This is a genomic window from Mesorhizobium sp. U510, from assembly GCF_059180695.1.
Genome location: NZ_CP180532.1, coordinates 6034476 through 6052727 on the forward strand (window position 1 = coordinate 6034476; position 18252 = coordinate 6052727).

Below are 18252 nucleotides of genomic sequence, written 5' to 3' on the forward strand. Positions count from 1 at the left end.
GTCATGTCGCAGGAGAATCTGGTGGTTTGCACTAAATGCGGGGTGGTCAACCGCGTGCCGCGCGGCCGGAATGGCACCGACGCGAAATGTGGAAAGTGCGGTGCGCCGCTATTTTCGGGATTGCCGCAGGACATCGATGGGGCAAACTTCGATCGCCAGGTCGGGCGCGGCAGTCTGCCCGTGCTAGTCGACATCTGGGCTCCCTGGTGCGGTCCCTGCAAGATGATGGCGCCGGCCTATGAAGCCGCCGCCAAGGCCCTTGAGCCTCACGTTCGGCTGGTAAAGCTGAATTCCGACAAAGAGCAGGCTATCGCGGCGAGACTGAGTATTCGCGGCATCCCGACGATGATCTTGTTTCATCGTCAGAAAGAAATAGCGCGAATCTCGGGCGCGATGAGCGCCAGCCAGATCGTTGGCTGGGTTCGCGAGCATATTCCGACAGGCACGAGCTAACCTTTCGCGAAGTCAGGCCATTTGACCTTGATCAAGGCCCAGCTCGGACGCTGCGATAGGAATGGCCTCGAAGGAGTTTGCCATGACCGCATTGCACGACCTCACCCCCAAATTCAGAAATATCCGCCTGCTTCTTGCTCGCGAAAAAGGCCATCCGGAAGGCGACCGCGAGGAAGGCTATGATGTGCTGGCACCGCTCACAGACGAAGGACGACTGGACGCCAAGGAATGGAAATCACACCAGGCGCTCTGCCGCGTCCGCCATTTCCGAGCCGGCGAAGACGATCTTATCGGGCGCTTGCGCCGCAAGCCGGGCGGACAATGGTTTTTCGACTATACCGAGGGCGACCGTGACGACGAGGCCGGATTTCACCTCGACGACGAATGCTTCGTGACCGGCGAGTATGTCTCGATAAGGCGCAACGGAGCCATGCACACTTACCAGGTCGCCCGCGTGGAACGGCCCTAGCAGTTTCTTGGTTGGTAGGAGCCAAGTGGTGCCTCGCCATATCCTCGTTGTCATCGGCCACCCCGATCCATCACCGGAGCGGCTCTGCCGGGCTCTGGCTTCTGCTTACGCCGATGGTGCTGAACGTGCGGGCCATATCGTACGCAGGATCGATCTGGCCTTGCTGGACATTCCGCTCCTTCGGACGATGCAGGAGTTCGAGCACGGAGCGATCCCCGACAGTCTCAAGGAAGCTGCCGAGGCGGTCGTCTGGGCGGAGCATTTCGTCTTTGTCTTCCCACTTTGGCTGGGCACAGTGCCGGCGATGCTGAAGGCTTTCCTCGAGCAGGTGATGCGACCAGGCACGGCGTTCGCCTACCCAGCCAAAGGCGAGGGTTTCGCCAAATCGTTGTTGCGTGGTCGCTCCGCCCGCCTGGTCGTGACCATGGGAATGCCCGCGGCCGTCTACCGGATCTGGTTCCTCAGCCACGGGATTGCCGGCATGCGACGCAGCATCCTCAACTTTGTCGGCATCAGGCCAGTAAGGGAAACGCTGTTCGGCATGGTCGCCAGCACGAGCAAGGCGAAACGGGCGAAGTGGATCGGGCAAATGCGTCTGCTCGGCGAGCGAGGGCTTTGAGGTCGGTGGCCGTAACAATCGCGAGAGCAATCGGGAGTGCTGGCTCCGGCCGACAAATGCCGAGCCACTTCTTGGCAGGGTGCCCTAAATTTCGAGCGAAACTGGCGATTTCACCCAAGCTGCGAAGCTAAAGCGGTCGCGGATTTCAGCCGAGAGCCACCAGCCTATGGATCAACTGTAAATTCGGCCCACATGCCGGCGCCGTAGTGGCCTGGCACGTTACAGATGAGCAGGTATTTTCCCGCTTTCAGATCAACGGTCAAATGATCCAGATTTGCCGGGATCCAGTTCCGAAACCACGCCCTTGTCGCCTGCCTTGTCTTCGTCGACCCGGTTCTCGGCGTCAATGTAAGGAAGGGACTTCTTCGGGTCGGCGAGAAACATCACGATCATTTCGTGAACGGTATCCTTGGAATCATTCTTCACCTTGAAGGTGACCCTTCCGGCTTTCAGGGCACCGGGCGAAACCTTCATGCCCATGGTGGCTTTTGTCATGTCCAGTCCTGGCGTCGCATAGACGAGGCCGATTGGCATCTCAGTACTTGCGCCTTTGTCCCAAAGGGAGACCTTGACGAGTGAAGCAGCTCGAACGGCGCCGGTATTGCAGGTGATGAGTATGGCTGCGACAAGTCCAAGCTTGAATATGGTCTTCATGACGATCCTCCATCCGGGTGGCAGGACAAGCATTTACATTCCCAGCCTATCCTGCTTGCGCGGTCGCGTGCTGTCCTGGCGCCAAGTCAAACTGGCCGGCCAACTCATCCAAGGCATCATGGCCGCAGAACCGCTGCGCCGCTCAGCCTGCCCATCCGCAAATCCTCCAGCGCCTGGTTGGCCTGCTCCAGCGGATAGACCTTTGTGTGCGTGCGCACCTGAGCGCGCTTCGCTATCGGGAAGAATTCCTCCGCGTCACGGCGAGTAAGATTGGCGACTGTAGCCAACTCTCTTTCTCCCCAGAGAAGTCGGTAAGGCATCGGCGGGATGTCGCTCATATGGATACCGCCGCAAACCACGCGGCCGCCTTTGCGCACGGCCCGAAAAGCCGCTGGCACCAGGTCGCCGACCGGGGCGAAAATGATCGCCGCGTCGAGCTCGGCAGCGGGCAATTCCTCGGACGACCCTGCCCAGACAGCGCCCAACGAGCGCGCGAATTCCTGTGCTTGAGCATCGCCGGACCGCGTGAAGGCGAAGATCTGACGTCCCTGCCAGACCGCGACTTGCGTGATGATATGCGCGGCGGCGCCGAAGCCGTAGATCCCTAGCCGCCTGCCGCCGCCCGCCTTCTTGAGACAGCGCCAGCCGATCAGCCCTGCACATAGGAGTGGCGCTAGCGACACTGGATCCGCCGTGGCGTCGAGATCGAAGGCGAAACGCTCGTCGGCAACGACATGACTGGCGAAGCCGCCATCACGTGTGTAGCCGGTGAAAAAAGGCAGATCGCAAAGGTTCTCGGCACCGGCGACACAATAGGGGCAATGCCCGCAAGTATGTCCCAGCCACGGAACGCCTACTCTCTGGCCAAGCCGAGACTGTGACACGCCCTCGCCAACAAGGTCCACGATGCCGACGATTTCGTGGCCGGGCACAAGCGGCAACTTCGGCCGCGGCAGATCGCCGTCAACGACATGCAGGTCGGTCCTGCAGACGGCGCAGGCTTCGACCCTGAGCCTTATTTCGCCCGGTCGCGGCGTAGGGTCGGGGCGATCCATAGCCTTCAACGGCGAACCGGGCTTCTCCAATACCATTGCCTTCATGACGTATCCTCGAAATGAGGAGTTGAACGCTCTGTCCGACGGGGAACGGTATTATCGCGAGTGCTTGCTCCTCGCCGCGCGCGGCCTGGTGTGGCGACCGAAGCCGTAGCTCGCGGCAACGCGACTGCGCTTCCGGGCGGAAAGCATTTCCGAATAAAGGCCCAAGGCGGCAATATAGGCAAGGCCGAGTATCCCAGCCCAGATTTCGACGGTGTCGGAGGTCATGACCAAATTCCCTTGGTTGGATGGTTGGTTCCGACTCGATAGTTGCCTTGCCGAGGCATGCCAGCCTTGATCGCGGTCAATCGCACAGAGAGCGCAACTAGGACGGCAAGACCTGGATCGATCGGGTGCTCTCGAGCTCGGCTCTAGGTAGTTTCCCGTAGGGACATAACCGAATTTCGGCGTTGCCGGTTTTGCGCGATTGCTGTTGTCACGGATCAACCGGGACCACAGCCATGTACGCCTCCGCCAAGATCGAACTGCCGTCATACCTCCCCCAGCAGAACCCAGCCGCCATCTTTGACGGCGCGACCGTGCAGCCGGTGAGCTTCTTCTCGGCAGGCGCCGAGATCTACGCCCAGGGCGAAAAGGCGGGTGCCCTCTACCAAGTCGAATTCGGCGCGGTCCGCATCTACCGCCTGCTCGCCGACGGCCGCAGGCAGATCAGCGCGTTCCATCTGGCGGGAGAAACCTTCGGGTTCGAGGCCGACGCCACTCACCACTTCTTCGCCGAAGCGATCAACGCAACCGGTGTCCGGACCTTCCGCGCTCCATCAGGCACGGATATGTCCCGCCAGCTGCTGCCTCTCGCGCTCAAGGGCCTGACCCGGGCGCAGGAACATCTCCTGGTGCTTGGCCGTCAGAACGCCATTGAGCGCGTCGCGGCATTCCTCGTCGAGATGTCGGAGCGTCAGGGCGGTTTGCGGCAGGTGGAATTGCCAATGTCGCGGAACGACATCGGCGACTATCTCGGCCTCACCATCGAAACCGTTTCGCGAGTCTTCACCCGCCTGAAGGAGAAAGGCGTTATCCGCCTGCTCAGCCTGCGCAACATCGAAATTCTCAAGCGCGATACGCTGCTGGCAATGGGGGAATGAGGCCATTTAAGCCAATCCCGCGCATCAATCCTGAAAGGGGCGGAAAATGAAAACCACACTTACAACCCACACCGGATTTCGCTTCGAAGTGCGCCGTGCACGCCCCGACGATGAGCCGATCGTTGCCGAGTTCTTCACCCATGTGACGCCGGAGGACCTGCGCTTCCGCTTCCTCGGAGCCTTGAAGGAAGTTTCGCATGAGCGACTGGTGGAGATGACCCGCTCCGACGATCCGCACGTCCATAATTTTCTCGCCTTTTCGACCGACGGAATGCTGATCGCGGTGGCAACGCTTGCCAGCGATCCGGCCGACCGGCGTGGCGAAGTCGCCATCTGCATTCGCGAGGATCGCAAGCATCTTGGCGTCGGCTGGGAGTTTCTCGGCTATGTCGCGCGCTATGCCGACGACCATGGCATCGAGACGATCGAGTCGATCGAAAGCCGCGAAAATCGCGCAGCGATCGAACTCGAGCGTGAAATGGGCTTCACCGTCACAACGGACTCCGACGACGCGTCGCTCGTCCTTGTTCAGCGGAAGCTCGGCGCCAAGTTGCCAGGCTAGAACGGTCCACCGCCCACAGAGGTGCCGAAGCGCTCTATCTTGGCGGCCACCGCACGTTCCTCGTCGGCTGGAATGACAAGCACGTCGACGAGGGAATCCGGGGCGCTGACCAATTCTTCGCTGTTGCCGTTCAACTCCTTGTCGAGCGCGACGCCCAGCCATCCGGCTGCTTCGCAGATTCTCTGCCGGATCACGGGCGCATGCTCGCCGATGCCAGCAGTGAACACGAGGGTGTCGAGCCCGCCTATCGCCGCGGCAAGTGATCCGATCTCACGCCCGACACGGTAGACGAAAAGATCGACGGCACGCATCGCCGCCGGGTCTTTCGACGCAAGCAGCGTCTGCATGCTCCCGGAGATGCCGGATACTCCCAGCAGGCCGGATCGCTCGTAGAGCAAGTCCATCAGCTCATCAGGCGACAGCTTCCGATCCTGCAGAAGATGCAGGAGGACGCCGGGATCGATCGCTCCGCAACGCGTGCTCATGACAAGGCCGTCAAGGGTTGAGAAACCCATTGTGGTGGCGCGGCTTACGCCCTCCGTCATCGCGCACAGGCTTGCTCCGCTGCCGAGATGGGCAACGATCGTTCGGCCGCCGGCGGCAGCGCCGTAACGGTTGTGGAGCTCGCTGGCGATGTGGCTGTAGGAGAGCCCATGGAAACCGTAGGACACGATGCCTTGCTGCGACAGCTCATGCGGCAGGCCATAAAGTCTTGCAAGCTCGGGCTGCATCGCGTGAAAGGCGGTGTCGAAGCAGCCTACTTGCATGGCGCCGGGCAGAAGGCGGTTGGCCAGGTCGACGAGTTCCAGGTTTATCGCCTGGTGAATTGGGGCGAGCGGCTTGAGCTTGCGCAGGGCATCGAGTGTGCGCTCGTCGATTAAGGTTGCGCGGGTAAACTCCCGACCGCCATGAACGATGCGATGCCCGACCCTGCGCACCCGTTGCAACAGACCGCGGTCCGCCAGATAGGACGCGACGGCCTCGAATGCCTTGCCGATGGAGATCGGCTGTTCGCCCAGGCTCCTGTCGAAGGGCGGCGTCGTTACCGTGGGCGCAACGCGGAGTCGGGGCCGCTCGCCTATTGACGAAACGCTGCCGCGCACCAGCAGATGAAGTTCGCCCCCTTGAAAGGCGGCAAACTTCAGGCTCGATGAGCCGCCATTGAGAACGAGAATTGCATCGGTCATGGCCGAGCGGTCCCAGCCGCTTTTGCGGGTCGTATCCTGCCAGCCTGGCCCATCGTCATCGACTACCCCTCCCATTTCCAACCGAGTATCTCGGGCATGTCCTGCCCGTGCTCGCGGATATAGGCTCCATGCTCGATCAGCTTGCCTTCCATGGCCTGTTTCAGTTGGATGTGCGCGCTGGCCGGCCCGGGAATGCGGTCGAGCACGCCGAGCACGAGATGATAGCGGTCGAGCCCATTGAGCACCGTCATGTCGAACGGCGTCGTCGTCGTCCCTTCCTCATTGTAGCCGCGCACGTGGATGTTATCGTGATTGGTCCGCCGGTAGGTAAGGCGATGGATGGTCCATGGATAGCCGTGATAGGCGAAGATGACAGGCTTATCCCTGGTGAACAACGCATCGAACTCGCGATCCGACAGCCCGTGCGGATGATGTTCCTTCGGCTGCAGCGTCATCAGGTCGACAATGTTCACCACACGGACCTTGAGATCGGGAATGTAGTGCTTCAGGATCTGAACTGCGGCCAGCATCTCTAGCGTCGGCACGTCGCCCGCGCAGGCCATCACCACATCCGGCTCGGCCGCACCGTCGGTCGAGGCCCACTCCCATATGCCGATGCCGGCGTTGCAGTGGACTTTCGCCTCTTCGATGGACAGCCACTGCCAGGAATTGGCTTTGCCGGCGACGATGACGTTGATGCGGTTCCATGTCTGCAGCACGTGGTCGGTCACGCAAAGCAGGCTGTTGGCATCCGCCGGTAGATAGACGCGCACGACATCCGCCTTCTTGTTCAACGCCACGTCGATGAAGCCCGGATCCTGATGGCTGAAACCGTTGTGCTCCTGCTGCCAGACATGGCTGGACAACAGATAGTTCAGCGAAGCGATGGGGCGCCGCCAGGCGAGCTTGCGGCAGGCATCCAGCCATTTCGCATGCTGGTTGAACATGGAATCGACAATGTGCGTGAAGGCCTCGTAACAGGAGAAGAAGCCGTGACGCCCGGTAAGCAGGTAGCCTTCCAGCCAACCCTGACACGTATGCTCGGATAGAATTTCCAGAACCCTGCCTTCCCGGGCCAGGTGGACATCCTCGCTAAGTATCTCTTCCATCCATGCGCGCTCCGTCACCTCGAAGACGTCCTGCAACCGGTTCGAAGCCGTCTCGTCGGGCCCGACGATGCGGAAATTCCTTGCGCTTTGGTTCAACGCCATGACGTCGCGCAGGAAACGGCCCATCACGCGGGTCGACTCGGCCTTGATGCCCCCGGGCCGCTCGACCAGGACGGCATGCTCATGCAGGCTGGGCAGTTCCAGGGACCGGCGCAGCAGGCCGCCATTGGCATGCGGGTTGGCACTCATGCGCCTGTTTCCTTCCGGCGCGGTGGCGCGGATCGCAGCCACAGGCGCGCCGGCAGCATCGAAAAGCTCTTCAGGCCTGTAGCTTCTCATCCATTCCTCGAGCATCCTCAGATGCGCGGGGTTTTCGGCGAGGCCGGAGAGTGGAACCTGATGGGCGCGCCAGAACCCCTCGGTCTTCAGTCCGTCGACCTCCTTGGGACCGGTCCAGCCCTTCGGGGTTCGCAGCACGATCATCGGCCATTTCGGCCGAGACTGCGCGGGCTTCGCGCCGCTGCGGGCCGCGTCCTGAATCGCCTTGATGCGGTCGAGCGCATCGTCGAGCACGACGGCCATCCGCTCATGCATCAAGGCGGGGTCGTCGCCTTCGACGAACAGTGGCTCGTAGCCATAGCCGATGAACAGCGCACGAAGCTCTTCCTCGGGGATGCGGGCGAGAATGGTGGGATTGGCGATCTTATAGCCGTTGAGATGCAAGATCGGCAGCACCGCGCCGTCAAGCGCGGGGTTTAGGAACTTGTTGGAGTGCCAGGAGGCGGCGAGCGGCCCGGTTTCCGCCTCGCCGTCGCCGACGACGCACGCGACGATCAGATCCGGGTTGTCGAAGGCCGCGCCATAGGCATGCGAAAGCGCGTAGCCTAGCTCGCCGCCTTCATGGATTGAGCCGGGCACGTCGGGCGCGGCATGGCTTGGGATGCCGCCGGGAAACGAGAACTGCCGGAAGAGCCTCTTCATTCCGGCCTCGCCCGGTGCGATATCCGGATTGATCTCGCTGTAAGCGCCTTCGAGATAGGTGTTGGCGACCATCGCTGGTCCGCCATGGCCGGGACCGCAGACATAGATGACATTGGCGTCGCGTTGCCGGATTACCCGGTTCAAATGCGCATAGATGAAACTGAGGCCCGGCGACGTTCCCCAATGGCCAAGCAGCCTCGGCTTGACATGCTCCAGCCGAAGCGGCTCGCGCAGCAGCGGATTGTCGAGCAGATAGATCTGCCCGATGGTCAGATAGTTGGCGGCGCGCCAGTAGGCATCTATGTCGTGCAATTCCTGGGTAGACAAGCGATTGGCGCTGGGACGCTCGGTCATTTTCCGACTCCTTCGCTGGTTTAAGCCGATCCGGCTGAGGCACAACGCATCGACGCTGCCACCGGTTCACGACGGCTCGGTGTCAAGACCGGTCGTCATCGATCTATCCGGCGAAGAACGATCGAGCTTTGATCCATCGCAAATGCCGGCCAAGGCGGCAGCCGCCTTGGATCCAAAACGCAATCGAGCTGCAGCTCTTCCCTGATCGTTATTGCAAATGCGATGCGGCTTCACACAGTGGCGGAAGCCGCGCCTGAAGCTGTGACGGCCCGACGCCGCACCGATGTCATCCACGCGGCTCGTCCATGACCACTCACGTCCATCTCATACCAGTGGCCCTGTTTCTGGGAGCGCTCGGCTTGTCTGGCTTCCTCTGGGCTCTGCGCAGCGGCCATCACGAGGATCTCGACGGAGCTGCCGAGCGGATACTGATCGAGCCTGACCAGCAAAACAGCGAAGGCCAGCGAACAAACTGACGTAGATCAAGGCAGCGCCGCTTCCGGCATCCGAAAAAGAAGCTGACCAAAAGCGGGAGATTTCTATGCAAGTTCGGGACATCATGACGACGCCGGTGGTCACGATCACCGCCTCTGCCTCAGTCGCCGAAGCGGCCAATCTGATGCTGACCAGGAACATCCGCTGCCTGCCGGTCCTGGGAGACGATGGATCGCTGGCTGGCGTCATTAGCGAGGGCGATTTCCTGCGCCGCAGCGAACTTGGCATCAGAAGGGCGCGGCCTCGCTGGCTAGAATTTCTTGTCGGTCCTGGCAAGCTCGCCGACGAGTATGTCCGGTCGAGCAGCCGCCGAGTGGCCGAGGTTATGAGCACCAGCGTCTTTTCGGCAGCGCCTGGCGCTTCGCTCGCCGAGATTGTAGACCTCATGGCGACCCACGACATCAAGAACGTGCCTATCCTTGACGCGGGGAAGATCGTCGGCATCGTCAGCCGCTCCGATCTGATGCGTGTCCTGCTTCGCACTCTGCCCAGGTCAGGCTCCGCGACTGTCGACGACGAGGTCATACGCAGGAACATTCTCGCCGAGTTGCAGGGGCAGTCCTGGAGTGTCGGCGGCGACCTCATCGGCGTCACCGTCAAAAAAGGAGAGGTCGAACTGAATGGCGCCATTTTCGACGAGCGCCAGCGAAAGGCCGCTATCGTTGCCGCGGAGAACGTCGCCGGGGTCAAGAAAGTCACCGACAAGCTCTTCTACGCCGGACCGCTGTCGGTCGTGCTCGTCTCCTGACGAGCGTGCATCGGCCTTATCGCTTCCTGTAGAACGTTAGACCGCAGCCGCTATCAACAACGGTCGAAGCAGCAGCAGGGCAAATCCAAAAAGCGCCGCGCCCGCGACCTTGTCGGCTATCCGCCTGCTTCCGCGAAGCCGCTTGCCCAGCAAAACCCATAGCGATCCTGTAAGCGCGGTGGTCCCTACGAGCAGCATCCAAAAGATGCCGAGATTACCCGGACCGGCATCCATCGGCACCATCGCCAGGCAATAGACGAAAGCCTTGGGATTGAGCACGGTGGTTGCCAGCACGGACAGGCCATCGCGGCGTTGCGATACGTCGATCGAATTGCTGGCTATCAGGCGCAGCCCCAGGATCGAAAGCCATCCAACCGCGACGAATTTGAGCATCTCAATGGCGTCAGGCGGCATCAAGGGACGCGACAAAAGCCAGAAACCCGCCGCCATTCCATAGCCGCATGCCTGTGCCGCCAGTAGTTTGGTCGCCTGCTCGCGCTTGACCGCGCCCGCCATCAGGAGAGCGTTGGTTGGCCCCGGAGCGACAAAGAGCAGAAAGGCTTCCAGAAGAAACAGGCTATTCGACATCAGTCGGCCGCTATTTGCTCGCGCTTTCCTGCCAGCTGGCCGAGCGCATAGAAGGTAAGTCCGAAAACGGCGCCCAGGAAGAGCAGTCCCGCCAGGATCACCGACAATCGCTTCTGCTTGCGGGTCATCCCTTAACTCCTTCGAGTTCACGCCGACGGGGCCGCCAAGGAGTGATTCCGAGCTTGCTTGCCGTTGGCACCAGTCAGCGGAGGGACTGCAATCGAGCGATCAGGTCGCTGTTGCGGCAATAGGCCGGCGGATGGTCGGCATGCTCGGTTTCGTCGAGCCAGACCGCACATTCGTCCTGATGGCCGCAAGACCTGCACCGGTCACCGGCACGACTGGTGACGGCTGCGTGATCCGCCACAACTTTCAGCTGCCTGTCGACGCCCATCTTCTGCATCATCCGTTCCATCAAGGCAGTTCTGGCGTCAACCCCGATCAGATATTCCAGAAAGCTCATGTCGTCATACTCCTCAGATGACAATTCATTGCCATCCCAGGCGGCTCGCGACGTTGATCTCGATCAAGGAGGGCTATCCATTTCGTGAAATTGCTTCGCCCGACGGGCCGATCTTCTCGCCCAGAAACCTAGCTGGCGGTACCGAATATTGCCCCAATGCCAGCGGTCAATGCCATTGCCAGCGCTCCCCAAAAAGTGACGCGGGCAGTGGCTTTCAGCACATTGGCGCCGCCGGCTCTCGAGCCGATTGCGCCGAGCTCGAAACTGGAACAGCGCTTGTGAAACAGATCGCCTTGTCTCCTTCGTGGTCGCCTCGTCCGGGGCTTATGCATGGGATCAAGCGGGCAAGCTTCCCGACAACGATCTGATCGACACGCAGGGTGCCGCCAATGCGGCAGAGCAGACAGCGTTGCCGCGGGTCACCCCGTTTCCCCCTGCCGATCCGGTCCTGGCGCCGGCGGCGACCTCATCGTCGTCATTGTGCGCCCTGGCGGCGGCCAACGGGCGTGGCCAGCACAAGTGCGGCGATCCCCAGAGCGGCCAGGCGCATCAACACGATTTTCATCGAAGAGACCTGTCGCATGCCGAACCTGTCAAACCGCTGTCAATCATCGTCAGCCGGCAGCAAGGAACACGTCTCTATCAAGGGCCGCCGCGCCCGATGGTGGTCGCGCAGAGAAGGAGCTGAAACCATGCGCAATCTTCCTGTCCTAATTGTTGCTCTTGGAGGTCTAGCCGCCTTTGTCATACCCGTCGCCGCAGAATCCGACCATGGATCATGCGCAACCGCACCCGCAACGTCTTCCCCGACAATCGACCTTGAGGCCATCCCCATGATGAGCGCCATCGGTCCCAAGGCGGTCAAAAGCGTCGGCGAAGACGAATGTGGCGGCGACAGGTCCACCGGGCGCGGTGACGAAGAACTTGACGACAGCGACGACTAACAACCGATCAGACGCCTGACTGACCAATAGCCTCAACCTTCCTGGAGAATATTTGCAATGCCTGAAATTCAGCATATCCATCCCATTCTGGTGCATTTTCCCATCGTGCTGATGTACACGCTCGTGATCATCGACCTCGCTGCGCTCGCGAACCGCAACGCCGTTACGAAGCGCACTGGTGTGGGTACGATTTCCAGCTTTGCGGCGGCAGCCGCGGGATTTTTTGCCGTCGGCACCTGGTTCTTTGGCGGCATCGCCCTCGACCATGCCGAGGCGGCGGGGTTCAGCAGCCAGATAGCGGAGATTCACGAAGGCTTGGGCGAGGTTAGCGCTCTGGCGTTTCTGGGCTGGGGTCTGTTCCGCCTCGCACTGTGGGTGCGCAATCGCGAGCTGAAAACGCTGGGGCCGGCCATACCCGCCATTGAAATCGCAGGCGCCGCCCTGGTCACGGTAACAGCCTATTTTGGTGGGCAGCTGGTCTACGACCTCGGCGTGAACGTCACCAAGGCCGCCGTCGGCGGTTGACGTCGCACTTCAGGACATCGGGCCGTCCACATCGAAACGCATCCTTCGGCTCAGCCCGGGATGCGGATTGGCGCGGCCCGGTGCGGATTTGAGGCCGCGGTTTCGGCCGGGCTTGGTTCGGCTGCCGTGGTCGAAAAGCCAGCTCTTTGTAAGCTCGGATACGAGCACGTAGAGCGCTGTGATCGCGAGCAGCCCTGCCAGTACCGGTGTTGCCAGAGGCACGAACCCGAACCAGCCGGCGAACGGGGCGATAGGAATGGCGATGGCGACAACACCGACGCCGACGGCCAGGCCAGCAAGCAACAGGCTCGGACGGCTGCGCCAGAGTCTCCTGCGGGTCCGCACGACGAGCACGATAGCGAGCTCGGTGAGCACGGATTCCACGAACCACGCGGTCTGGAATGTAGCTGCCGTGGCATGAACGGCCAGAAGCAGGAACGCGAAGGTTGCAAAATCGAAGAGCGAGCTCACCAGTCCGAAACTCACCATGAAACGTCTCACGAAATGAATATCCCAGTGACGCGGACGGCGCACCTGATCAACATCGACATTGTCACCCGCAATCGCGAGGGCCGGTATGTCGGAGAGGAAATTGTTCAGCAGGATCTGCTTGGCCAGCAGCGGCAGAAACGGCAGGTAAAGCGAGGCGACGGCCATGCTGATCATATTGCCGAAATTGGCGCTGGTCGTGATGGAGATGTACTTCATCGTGTTGGCGAAGGTCTTGCGGCCATCGTCGACGCCCCTCACCAACACGCACAGGTCGCGCTTGAGCAGGATGATGTCCGCGGCTTCGCGAGCCACATCGACAGCCGTATCGACTGAAATGCCGATGTCTGCCTCATGAAGCGCTGGCGCGTCGTTTATGCCATCGCCCAGATAGCCGACCACATGGCCGCTCCGGCGCAATGCCTCGACAATGCGCTCTTTCTGGTTCGGGTCGATCTCGACGAAAAGATCGGTATTGCGGACGCCGGCCAGAAGCCCGTTCTTCGTCAGCTTCGACAGATCCTCGCCGGTCATGATCCTGTCGGCCCGCAGGCCCACGGCCTCGGCCAGATGCGCCGCGACATAGCGGTTGTCGCCGGAAATGACCTTCACGCCGATGCCTCGGTCGGCAAGCGCCGACAATGTCTCCCGCACCCCCTGCTTTGCCGGATCGAGAAACAGCAGGAACCCCGCGAACGCCATTTCAGTCTCGTCGTCACGGCTGACGCCCGCCTTGCTCTGAAATCGCCGGGTCGCCAAGCCGAGAACCCGATAGCCTTGCGCGCTCCAGCGTCTGAATCGTTCGTCGATCGCCTTGCGTTCCGTCGCGCCCAGGGGCGTCAAGCCATGCGAACCTTGCACGAAGCCGCAAGCATCGAGGACGTTCTGTACGGCTCCCTTGGTGATAAGTATCTGTTCGCGCTTGCTGTCCTGCACGGCGACCGACAGGCGCTTGCGCACAAAATCGTAGGGGATCTCATCGATCTTGGTGAAGCCGGACAAATCCTCCTGTCCATGCGGTGCGCCCGCAATCGCCTCGTCAAGAGGATTCTTCAAGCCCGTCTGCAAAGTAGCGTTGAGCCGGGCGAAAAGCAGGACGTCGGTCGACGCATTGCCCTCCACGTCGAACGATCCATCGAGGTGAATGACGCCCTCGGTCAGCGTCCCGGTCTTGTCGGTGCACAGCAGGTCCATGCTGCCGAGATTCTCGATCGCCTCGAGACGTCGCACGATGACACCGCCGGCGGCCATCGTCCGGGCGCCCCGGGCCAAGGTCACGCTGATGATCGCCGGAAGCAGTTCGGGCGTCAGACCAACCGCCAGCGCCAGTGAAAACAACAGGGATTCGACGAAGGGCCGGTTGAGCATCACATTGGCAAAGAACACCAGGATGACGATCACAAGCATGATCTCGGTCATCAGATATCCGAACATCCTGATGCCGCGGGCAAATTCGGTCTCAGGTATCCGTCGCTCCAACGCTTCGGCGATCGATGCGAATTCGGTGCGCGCCCCCGTGGCGACTGCCAGCACCTTTGCCGTTCCGCTGCGAACCGAGGTGCCGGTGAATACGGCATTGGTCCGTTGCGCGATGCCGGCTTCGGGTGCGGAGCGGCCGGTGGACTTCACGACGGGAAAAGTTTCGCCGGTCAGAACGGATTCGCTGACATTGAAATCCCGCGACTCCAGGATGACGCCGTCGACAGGGATGAGATTGCCAGCCGACAGGCAGACAACGTCGCCGGGAACGATCTCCTCGACATCGACGGTGCGTTCGAAGCTGTCCCGCAGCACGGTCGACTTGCGGGAGATGCGCTGCTGCAGCACCTCCATCGCTCGAGACGCCCCATATTCCTGAGTGAAGCTGAGGGCGCAGCTGGCAAGCACAATCACGCCGATGATTGCAGCTTCATGCCCCTCCCCCACGAACGCCGAAACGGCGGCGGCAAAGACCAGGATCAGGACCAACGGGCTGCGAAACTGCCGCGCGAATACGCTTAGCGCCGATCCGCCGGCCCGAGGCGCCAGTGCATTGCGACCGAATTTGGCCAGCCGGATAGCAGCATCAACGCTTAACAAGCCGGAAGTTGAGGTTTCCAGCCGGCCGACAAGCTCATCGGTGGCGAGCGACCAGTATGCAGCCTCGACATGGCCGGAAAAGCGGCTGATCGGTCGCTCCTCACCTGGACCGCCGTCCAGCCGATCCGGGCTATCTGCCGTTGTGGTCACCATGGTCGTGCAGTCAATTCGAAAACAGGCGGCTGATGCCGCTCTCGCCAATCAGAGAGCGTGTGATGCCGCCAAAGGCCCATTCCCTGAGCCGGCTGTGGCCGTAGGCCCCGCAAACGATCAGGTCGGCGCCCACCGAGCGAGCAAACGCAATGAGCCCCTCGCCATCCGCGGCACCGGCGATCACTTCGGTCCGCGCCAAGATGCCATGCTGTTCCAGAAACACCGCGACGTCGGCGAGGCTGTCTCGAACATCCGTTTCCGAGGCGGCTTCCATTGTGGCGACGACAACTTCTTCAGCCTTGGCGAGGAGCGGCAAGGCATCGGACAAGGCTCTTCGTGCCTCCCGGCTGTCCTTCCAAGCGACCAGTACGGTTTTCCCTATCAGGTGTTCGGCATAGCCAGCCGCGACCAGCACGGGGCGACCGGCCCCGAGCACCAGGCTTCCTATATCGAGGGCGCGGAAGACATCCTCGCCGCCATCGGCTGTCACGATCAGGTCAGCTGAACGGGCTACCAGCCCGAGAGCGCGAGTCGGACCGCAAATATATTGTTTCCATTCGCTGCTGATGGAGTGCGGGACGCGGCTTTCGAAAATGTCGCGCAGTTCGGCAAGGCGCTTCTCGATCTCCTGCCGTTTGACCTGCATGACCTCGCCTTCGTAGACTAGGCCTTCACCCGTGGTCACCAAAGGCGGAACGTCCGCGGCAGCGAAGCCGACGAGGTGAGCATCGAAGCGGTGCGCCAATTCTCCCGCAAGCTTCACGATTGGCGCGGGATCGGCATCGACGGCCAAGTTGACGACAATCGTTTTGTAGGACATGCGGCACCTTCAGGAGATGATGATTGGTTGATGAGTGCCATTCCGCGAGGTGCATGACCTTGACGCTAATCAAACTCCGGCAGCTCCATGTTTGCGAATGCCTGCATGGATGCTAAACCAGCGATCGCCAGTGTTCCTCCTGATGCAGAATGAATGTGACCCAGAAGAACCCAGCTTCCGCGGAAATCATCGCCGAAGCGGCCGCCCCGCCAAGCGGCTTGCCGCGAGGTGACGATTTGCCGGAACATGATTTGCTTGCATCGATGTTCGAGCAGGCACCAGGTTTCATGACGTTGCTCAGAGAGCCCGGGCACGTATTCGAGCTGGCGAATGCCGCCTACAAGCGAATGGTTGGCCAGCGAAAAGTCATTGGCAGATCGATGCGCGAAGCCTTTCCCGATCTCGAGGGCCAAGGTTTCTTCGAATTGCTGGATCGCGTCTACGAGACCGGCGAACCCTATGTGGGCCGAAGCGTCAAGGTCGTCTATCGCAACGTCGAAACGGGCGTTGCGGAAGAACGCATCCTCGACTTCGTCTATCAGCCCATTAGAGCAAAAGACGGCCGGATCACGGCGATATTCGTTCAAGGCACGGACGTCAGCGAGCTGTCCTTCGCTAACGCCGCGCTGCAGCTGCGTGAGGATCACCTGCGTTCGATCCTGGCGACCGTGCCCGATGCCATGGTCGTAATCGACGAACAGGGGCTGATGCAGTCCTTCAGCACGGCTGCCGAAACGCTGTTCGGCTACAAATCCAGCGAAGTCATCGGTCGAAATGTCAGTTTGCTGATGCCCGCCCCCTATCGGGAGGAGCACGACGGCTATCTGCACAGATACCTCTCCACCGGAGAACGCCGCATCATAGGACTTGGACGCACTGTGACTGGGATGCGCAAGGACGGCTCGACCTTTCCAATGGAACTAGCCGTGGGCGAAATGCATCCGGGAACGGGCCGTTTCTTCACGGGCTTCTGTCGCGACCTGACCGAGCGCCATAGAACGGAAGCGAGGATGCAGGAACAGCAGCAGGAGCTGCTCCACATGGCAAGGTTCACCGCGCTGGGGGAAATGGCCTCGACATTGGCGCATGAGATCAACCAGCCGCTGACAGCCATCACCAATTACCTCAAAGGCAGTCGCCGCCTGCTCGAGAAAAGCAACGACGAGAACGCGACCATGTTGCGAGAGGCTGTCGAAAAAGCAGCGGAGCAGGCCTTGCGCGCCGGCGACGTCATTCGTCGTCTCAGGGACTTCGTTGCCAGAGGAGAAAGCGAGCGCCAGGTCGAACGCCTGCCAGCCCTTATCGAGGACGCCTCATCCCTCGCTCTGGTCGGTGCGAGGGAGGCAGATGTGCGTGTCACCTACGATCTCGACCCGGCGGCCGAACTCGTCCTGACCGATCGAATTCAGATTGAGCAGGTGTTGCTGAACCTTATGAGGAACGCCGTCGAGGCCATGCAGGGCGCGGCGCGCCGCGAGCTGCGTGTCACTACCACGGCCCGGCATGACGGGATGGCAGAGGTTGGTGTGATCGATACCGGGCCGGGATTGGCGCCGGAGGTTTCGGCCCAACTCTTCCAGCCCTTCGTCACCACGAAGAAGCAGGGGATGGGCGTCGGACTGTCTATTTGTCGCACTATCGTCGAGTCGCACGGCGGTCATATCTGGGCTGAGTCGATGTTTGGTGGCGGAACCGCCTTCCGCTTCACTCTGCGCGCAGTAGAAAAGGAAGAGGTCGATAGTGGCCAGTGATGTCGTGCATGTGGTCGACGATGATGTCGATGTCCGCAAATCGTTAGGCTTTCTTCTCGCGACGGCCGACTTTGCCGTGCGCCTCTATGAGTCGGCGACCGCGTTTTTGGCGACAGAACCGAAGGAAGTCGAGGGCTGCATTGTCACCGATGTGCGCATGCCCGGTATCGATGGCATCGAGTTCCTGCGGCAACTGAAATCCCGCGGGTTGAGCGTGCCGGTGATTGTGATGACGGGGCACGCCGATGTCGCGCTTGCCGTCCAGGCGATGAAGGAAGGCGCCGCCGACTTCATCGAAAAGCCGTTCGACGACCAGATTCTCATCAATTCGCTGCGTTCGGCCCTGAACCACCGCAGCCATCCCATCGCGGCACACCCGCAATCAACTGAGATCCGGAAGAATCTTGCCACTCTTTCGGAACGTGAGCGCCAGGTGCTCGACGGGCTCGTCTCCGGTCTGCCGAACAAGACGATTGCCTACGATCTCGGGATCAGCCCGCGCACGGTTGAAATCCATCGTGCCAATGTCATGAGCAAGATGGGTGCGGGCAGTCTCTCACACTTGGTGCGCATGGCGTTGATCGCCGAACCCAGACACTAAGGCGATAT

22 protein-coding genes and 2 pseudogenes are annotated in these 18252 nt (G+C 61.1%); 12 read left to right on the forward strand and 12 right to left on the reverse strand.

Features of this window, described 5'->3' with window-relative positions; translation table 11 throughout:
• Positions 1-3: 3 nt before the first annotated feature.
• From trxC to ACLGL5_RS31120, 3 genes are all read left to right on the forward strand, one after another.
• A complete protein-coding gene (gene trxC / locus ACLGL5_RS31110) occupies positions 4-453 on the forward strand; it encodes a thioredoxin TrxC (protein ID WP_064986075.1) in 450 nt (149 codons plus the stop codon).
• An 82-nt stretch (positions 454-535) separates the two neighbouring features.
• On the forward strand, positions 536-922 hold the full coding sequence (locus ACLGL5_RS31115) for a hypothetical protein (RefSeq protein WP_032921232.1): 387 nt from the start codon (positions 536-538) through the stop codon (positions 920-922).
• Between the two features lie 28 nt (positions 923-950).
• Positions 951-1541 carry an NAD(P)H-dependent oxidoreductase gene (locus tag ACLGL5_RS31120; RefSeq protein WP_027047146.1) on the forward strand — a complete coding sequence of 197 codons (591 nt, stop codon included), beginning with the start codon at positions 951-953 and terminating at the stop codon, positions 1539-1541.
• 164 nt (positions 1542-1705) lie between these two features.
• Here ACLGL5_RS31120 and ACLGL5_RS31125 read toward each other — a convergent pair whose 3' ends face one another.
• From ACLGL5_RS31125 to ACLGL5_RS31140, 4 genes are all read right to left on the reverse strand, one after another.
• Positions 1706-1804: a sulfocyanin-like copper-binding protein gene (locus ACLGL5_RS31125; protein ID WP_236952301.1), complete on the reverse strand. Its 99-nt coding sequence runs from the start codon at positions 1802-1804 to the stop codon at positions 1706-1708.
• Positions 1794-2195 (reverse strand): hypothetical protein, encoded by a 402-nt coding sequence (locus ACLGL5_RS31130; protein WP_020628957.1) that lies wholly within the window; start codon positions 2193-2195, stop codon positions 1794-1796. Before ACLGL5_RS31130 ends, ACLGL5_RS31125 begins: the two co-directional genes overlap by 11 nt.
• A gap of 116 nt (positions 2196-2311) precedes the next feature.
• Positions 2312-3295 (reverse strand): zinc-dependent alcohol dehydrogenase family protein, encoded by a 984-nt coding sequence (locus tag ACLGL5_RS31135; protein WP_019859830.1) that lies wholly within the window; start codon positions 3293-3295, stop codon positions 2312-2314.
• A 51-nt stretch (positions 3296-3346) separates the two neighbouring features.
• Positions 3347-3520 (reverse strand): hypothetical protein, encoded by a 174-nt coding sequence (locus ACLGL5_RS31140; RefSeq protein WP_019859831.1) that lies wholly within the window; start codon positions 3518-3520, stop codon positions 3347-3349.
• A gap of 233 nt (positions 3521-3753) precedes the next feature.
• Between ACLGL5_RS31140 and ACLGL5_RS31145 the strand changes: the two genes are divergently transcribed.
• Together ACLGL5_RS31145 and ACLGL5_RS31150 are read left to right on the forward strand one after the other, a co-directional pair.
• Entirely contained in the window at positions 3754-4395 is a 642-nt protein-coding gene (locus ACLGL5_RS31145) for a helix-turn-helix domain-containing protein (protein WP_064986077.1), read from the forward strand.
• 46 nt (positions 4396-4441) lie between these two features.
• Positions 4442-4957 (forward strand): GNAT family N-acetyltransferase, encoded by a 516-nt coding sequence (locus ACLGL5_RS31150; protein WP_019859834.1) that lies wholly within the window; start codon positions 4442-4444, stop codon positions 4955-4957.
• Here ACLGL5_RS31150 and ACLGL5_RS31155 read toward each other — a convergent pair.
• Positions 4954-6144: an acetate/propionate family kinase gene (locus tag ACLGL5_RS31155; protein WP_069093488.1), complete on the reverse strand. Its 1191-nt coding sequence runs from the start codon at positions 6142-6144 to the stop codon at positions 4954-4956. The genes ACLGL5_RS31150 and ACLGL5_RS31155 overlap by 4 nt on opposite strands.
• Before the next feature lie 62 nt (positions 6145-6206).
• Positions 6207-8588 (reverse strand): phosphoketolase family protein, encoded by a 2382-nt coding sequence (locus ACLGL5_RS31160; RefSeq protein ID WP_069092802.1) that lies wholly within the window; start codon positions 8586-8588, stop codon positions 6207-6209.
• 305 nt (positions 8589-8893) lie between these two features.
• Here ACLGL5_RS31160 and ccoS point away from each other — a divergent pair, with 305 nt between their 5' ends.
• Both ccoS and ACLGL5_RS31170 read left to right on the forward strand, forming a co-directional pair.
• On the forward strand, positions 8894-9064 hold the full coding sequence (ccoS, locus tag ACLGL5_RS31165) for a cbb3-type cytochrome oxidase assembly protein CcoS (RefSeq protein ID WP_069092803.1): 171 nt from the start codon (positions 8894-8896) through the stop codon (positions 9062-9064).
• A gap of 65 nt (positions 9065-9129) precedes the next feature.
• Positions 9130-9831, forward strand: coding sequence for a CBS domain-containing protein (locus ACLGL5_RS31170; protein ID WP_069092804.1), 702 nt, complete (start codon positions 9130-9132; stop codon positions 9829-9831).
• 36 nt (positions 9832-9867) lie between these two features.
• Here the strand turns inward: ACLGL5_RS31170 and ACLGL5_RS31175 are convergent, their stop codons facing one another.
• The 4 genes and pseudogenes from ACLGL5_RS31175 to ACLGL5_RS31190 form a co-directional block, all read right to left on the reverse strand.
• The gene (locus ACLGL5_RS31175) at positions 9868-10419 is read right to left on the reverse strand and encodes a hypothetical protein (RefSeq protein ID WP_064986087.1); all 552 of its coding nucleotides are present in this window, start codon (positions 10417-10419) and stop codon (positions 9868-9870) included.
• Between the two features lie 29 nt (positions 10420-10448).
• Positions 10449-10547 (reverse strand): annotated as a pseudogene (locus tag ACLGL5_RS31180) (cytochrome c maturation protein CcmE); the annotation flags it as partial.
• Positions 10548-10621: 74 nt separating this feature from the next.
• Positions 10622-10882 (reverse strand): DUF6455 family protein, encoded by a 261-nt coding sequence (locus tag ACLGL5_RS31185; RefSeq protein ID WP_019859843.1) that lies wholly within the window; start codon positions 10880-10882, stop codon positions 10622-10624.
• Between the two features lie 128 nt (positions 10883-11010).
• Positions 11011-11139 (reverse strand): annotated as a pseudogene (locus tag ACLGL5_RS31190) (VIT1/CCC1 transporter family protein); the annotation flags it as partial.
• 47 nt (positions 11140-11186) lie between these two features.
• Here ACLGL5_RS31190 and ACLGL5_RS31195 point away from each other — a divergent pair.
• Genes ACLGL5_RS31195 through ACLGL5_RS31205 form a run of 3 tightly spaced genes read left to right on the forward strand, consistent with a single transcriptional unit; the run spans position 11187 to position 12351 of the window.
• Positions 11187-11570: a hypothetical protein gene (locus ACLGL5_RS31195; protein ID WP_069092805.1), complete on the forward strand. Its 384-nt coding sequence runs from the start codon at positions 11187-11189 to the stop codon at positions 11568-11570.
• Positions 11571-11574: 4 nt separating this feature from the next.
• On the forward strand, positions 11575-11826 hold the full coding sequence (locus tag ACLGL5_RS31200) for a hypothetical protein (RefSeq protein WP_171903306.1): 252 nt from the start codon (positions 11575-11577) through the stop codon (positions 11824-11826).
• Between the two features lie 57 nt (positions 11827-11883).
• Complete coding sequence (locus ACLGL5_RS31205; protein WP_069092806.1) at positions 11884-12351, forward strand: DUF2231 domain-containing protein; 468 nt, start codon at positions 11884-11886, stop codon at positions 12349-12351.
• Positions 12352-12360: 9 nt separating this feature from the next.
• On the opposite strand, the gene mgtA is transcribed toward ACLGL5_RS31205, so the two are convergent.
• Together mgtA and ACLGL5_RS31215 are read right to left on the reverse strand one after the other, a co-directional pair.
• A complete protein-coding gene (mgtA, locus tag ACLGL5_RS31210) occupies positions 12361-15072 on the reverse strand; it encodes a magnesium-translocating P-type ATPase (RefSeq protein WP_083246842.1) in 2712 nt (903 codons plus the stop codon).
• Between the two features lie 10 nt (positions 15073-15082).
• Positions 15083-15892, reverse strand: a complete 810-nt coding sequence (locus ACLGL5_RS31215) for a universal stress protein (RefSeq protein ID WP_019859851.1) — start codon at positions 15890-15892, stop codon at positions 15083-15085.
• A 263-nt stretch (positions 15893-16155) separates the two neighbouring features.
• On the opposite strand from ACLGL5_RS31215, the gene ACLGL5_RS31220 reads away from it, so the two are divergent.
• The gene (locus tag ACLGL5_RS31220) at positions 16156-17643 is read left to right on the forward strand and encodes a PAS domain-containing sensor histidine kinase (protein ID WP_280949038.1); all 1488 of its coding nucleotides are present in this window, start codon (positions 16156-16158) and stop codon (positions 17641-17643) included.
• Positions 17630-18244, forward strand: a complete 615-nt coding sequence (gene fixJ / locus ACLGL5_RS31225) for a response regulator FixJ (protein ID WP_494372960.1) — start codon at positions 17630-17632, stop codon at positions 18242-18244. Before ACLGL5_RS31220 ends, fixJ begins: the two co-directional genes overlap by 14 nt.
• Positions 18245-18252 lie beyond the last annotated feature (8 nt).

Coding starts and splice junctions, on each gene's coding strand:
- trxC (WP_064986075.1), top strand. CDS start 4: ATGTCGCAGGAGAATCTGGTGGTTTGCACTAAATGCGGGGTGGTCAAC.
- ACLGL5_RS31115 (WP_032921232.1), top strand. CDS start 536: ATGACCGCATTGCACGACCTCACCCCCAAATTCAGAAATATCCGCCTG.
- ACLGL5_RS31130 (WP_020628957.1), bottom strand. CDS start 2,195: ATGAAGACCATATTCAAGCTTGGACTTGTCGCAGCCATACTCATCACC.
- ACLGL5_RS31135 (WP_019859830.1), bottom strand. CDS start 3,295: ATGAAGGCAATGGTATTGGAGAAGCCCGGTTCGCCGTTGAAGGCTATG.
- ACLGL5_RS31140 (WP_019859831.1), bottom strand. CDS start 3,520: ATGACCTCCGACACCGTCGAAATCTGGGCTGGGATACTCGGCCTTGCC.
- ACLGL5_RS31145 (WP_064986077.1), top strand. CDS start 3,754: ATGTACGCCTCCGCCAAGATCGAACTGCCGTCATACCTCCCCCAGCAG.
- ACLGL5_RS31150 (WP_019859834.1), top strand. CDS start 4,442: ATGAAAACCACACTTACAACCCACACCGGATTTCGCTTCGAAGTGCGC.
- ACLGL5_RS31155 (WP_069093488.1), bottom strand. CDS start 6,144: ATGACCGATGCAATTCTCGTTCTCAATGGCGGCTCATCGAGCCTGAAG.
- ACLGL5_RS31160 (WP_069092802.1), bottom strand. CDS start 8,588: ATGACCGAGCGTCCCAGCGCCAATCGCTTGTCTACCCAGGAATTGCAC.
- ccoS (WP_069092803.1), top strand. CDS start 8,894: ATGACCACTCACGTCCATCTCATACCAGTGGCCCTGTTTCTGGGAGCG.
- ACLGL5_RS31170 (WP_069092804.1), top strand. CDS start 9,130: ATGCAAGTTCGGGACATCATGACGACGCCGGTGGTCACGATCACCGCC.
- ACLGL5_RS31175 (WP_064986087.1), bottom strand. CDS start 10,419: ATGTCGAATAGCCTGTTTCTTCTGGAAGCCTTTCTGCTCTTTGTCGCT.
- ACLGL5_RS31185 (WP_019859843.1), bottom strand. CDS start 10,882: ATGAGCTTTCTGGAATATCTGATCGGGGTTGACGCCAGAACTGCCTTG.
- ACLGL5_RS31200 (WP_171903306.1), top strand. CDS start 11,575: ATGCGCAATCTTCCTGTCCTAATTGTTGCTCTTGGAGGTCTAGCCGCC.
- ACLGL5_RS31205 (WP_069092806.1), top strand. CDS start 11,884: ATGCCTGAAATTCAGCATATCCATCCCATTCTGGTGCATTTTCCCATC.
- mgtA (WP_083246842.1), bottom strand. CDS start 15,072: ATGGTGACCACAACGGCAGATAGCCCGGATCGGCTGGACGGCGGTCCA.
- ACLGL5_RS31215 (WP_019859851.1), bottom strand. CDS start 15,892: ATGTCCTACAAAACGATTGTCGTCAACTTGGCCGTCGATGCCGATCCC.
- ACLGL5_RS31220 (WP_280949038.1), top strand. CDS start 16,156: ATGTTCGAGCAGGCACCAGGTTTCATGACGTTGCTCAGAGAGCCCGGG.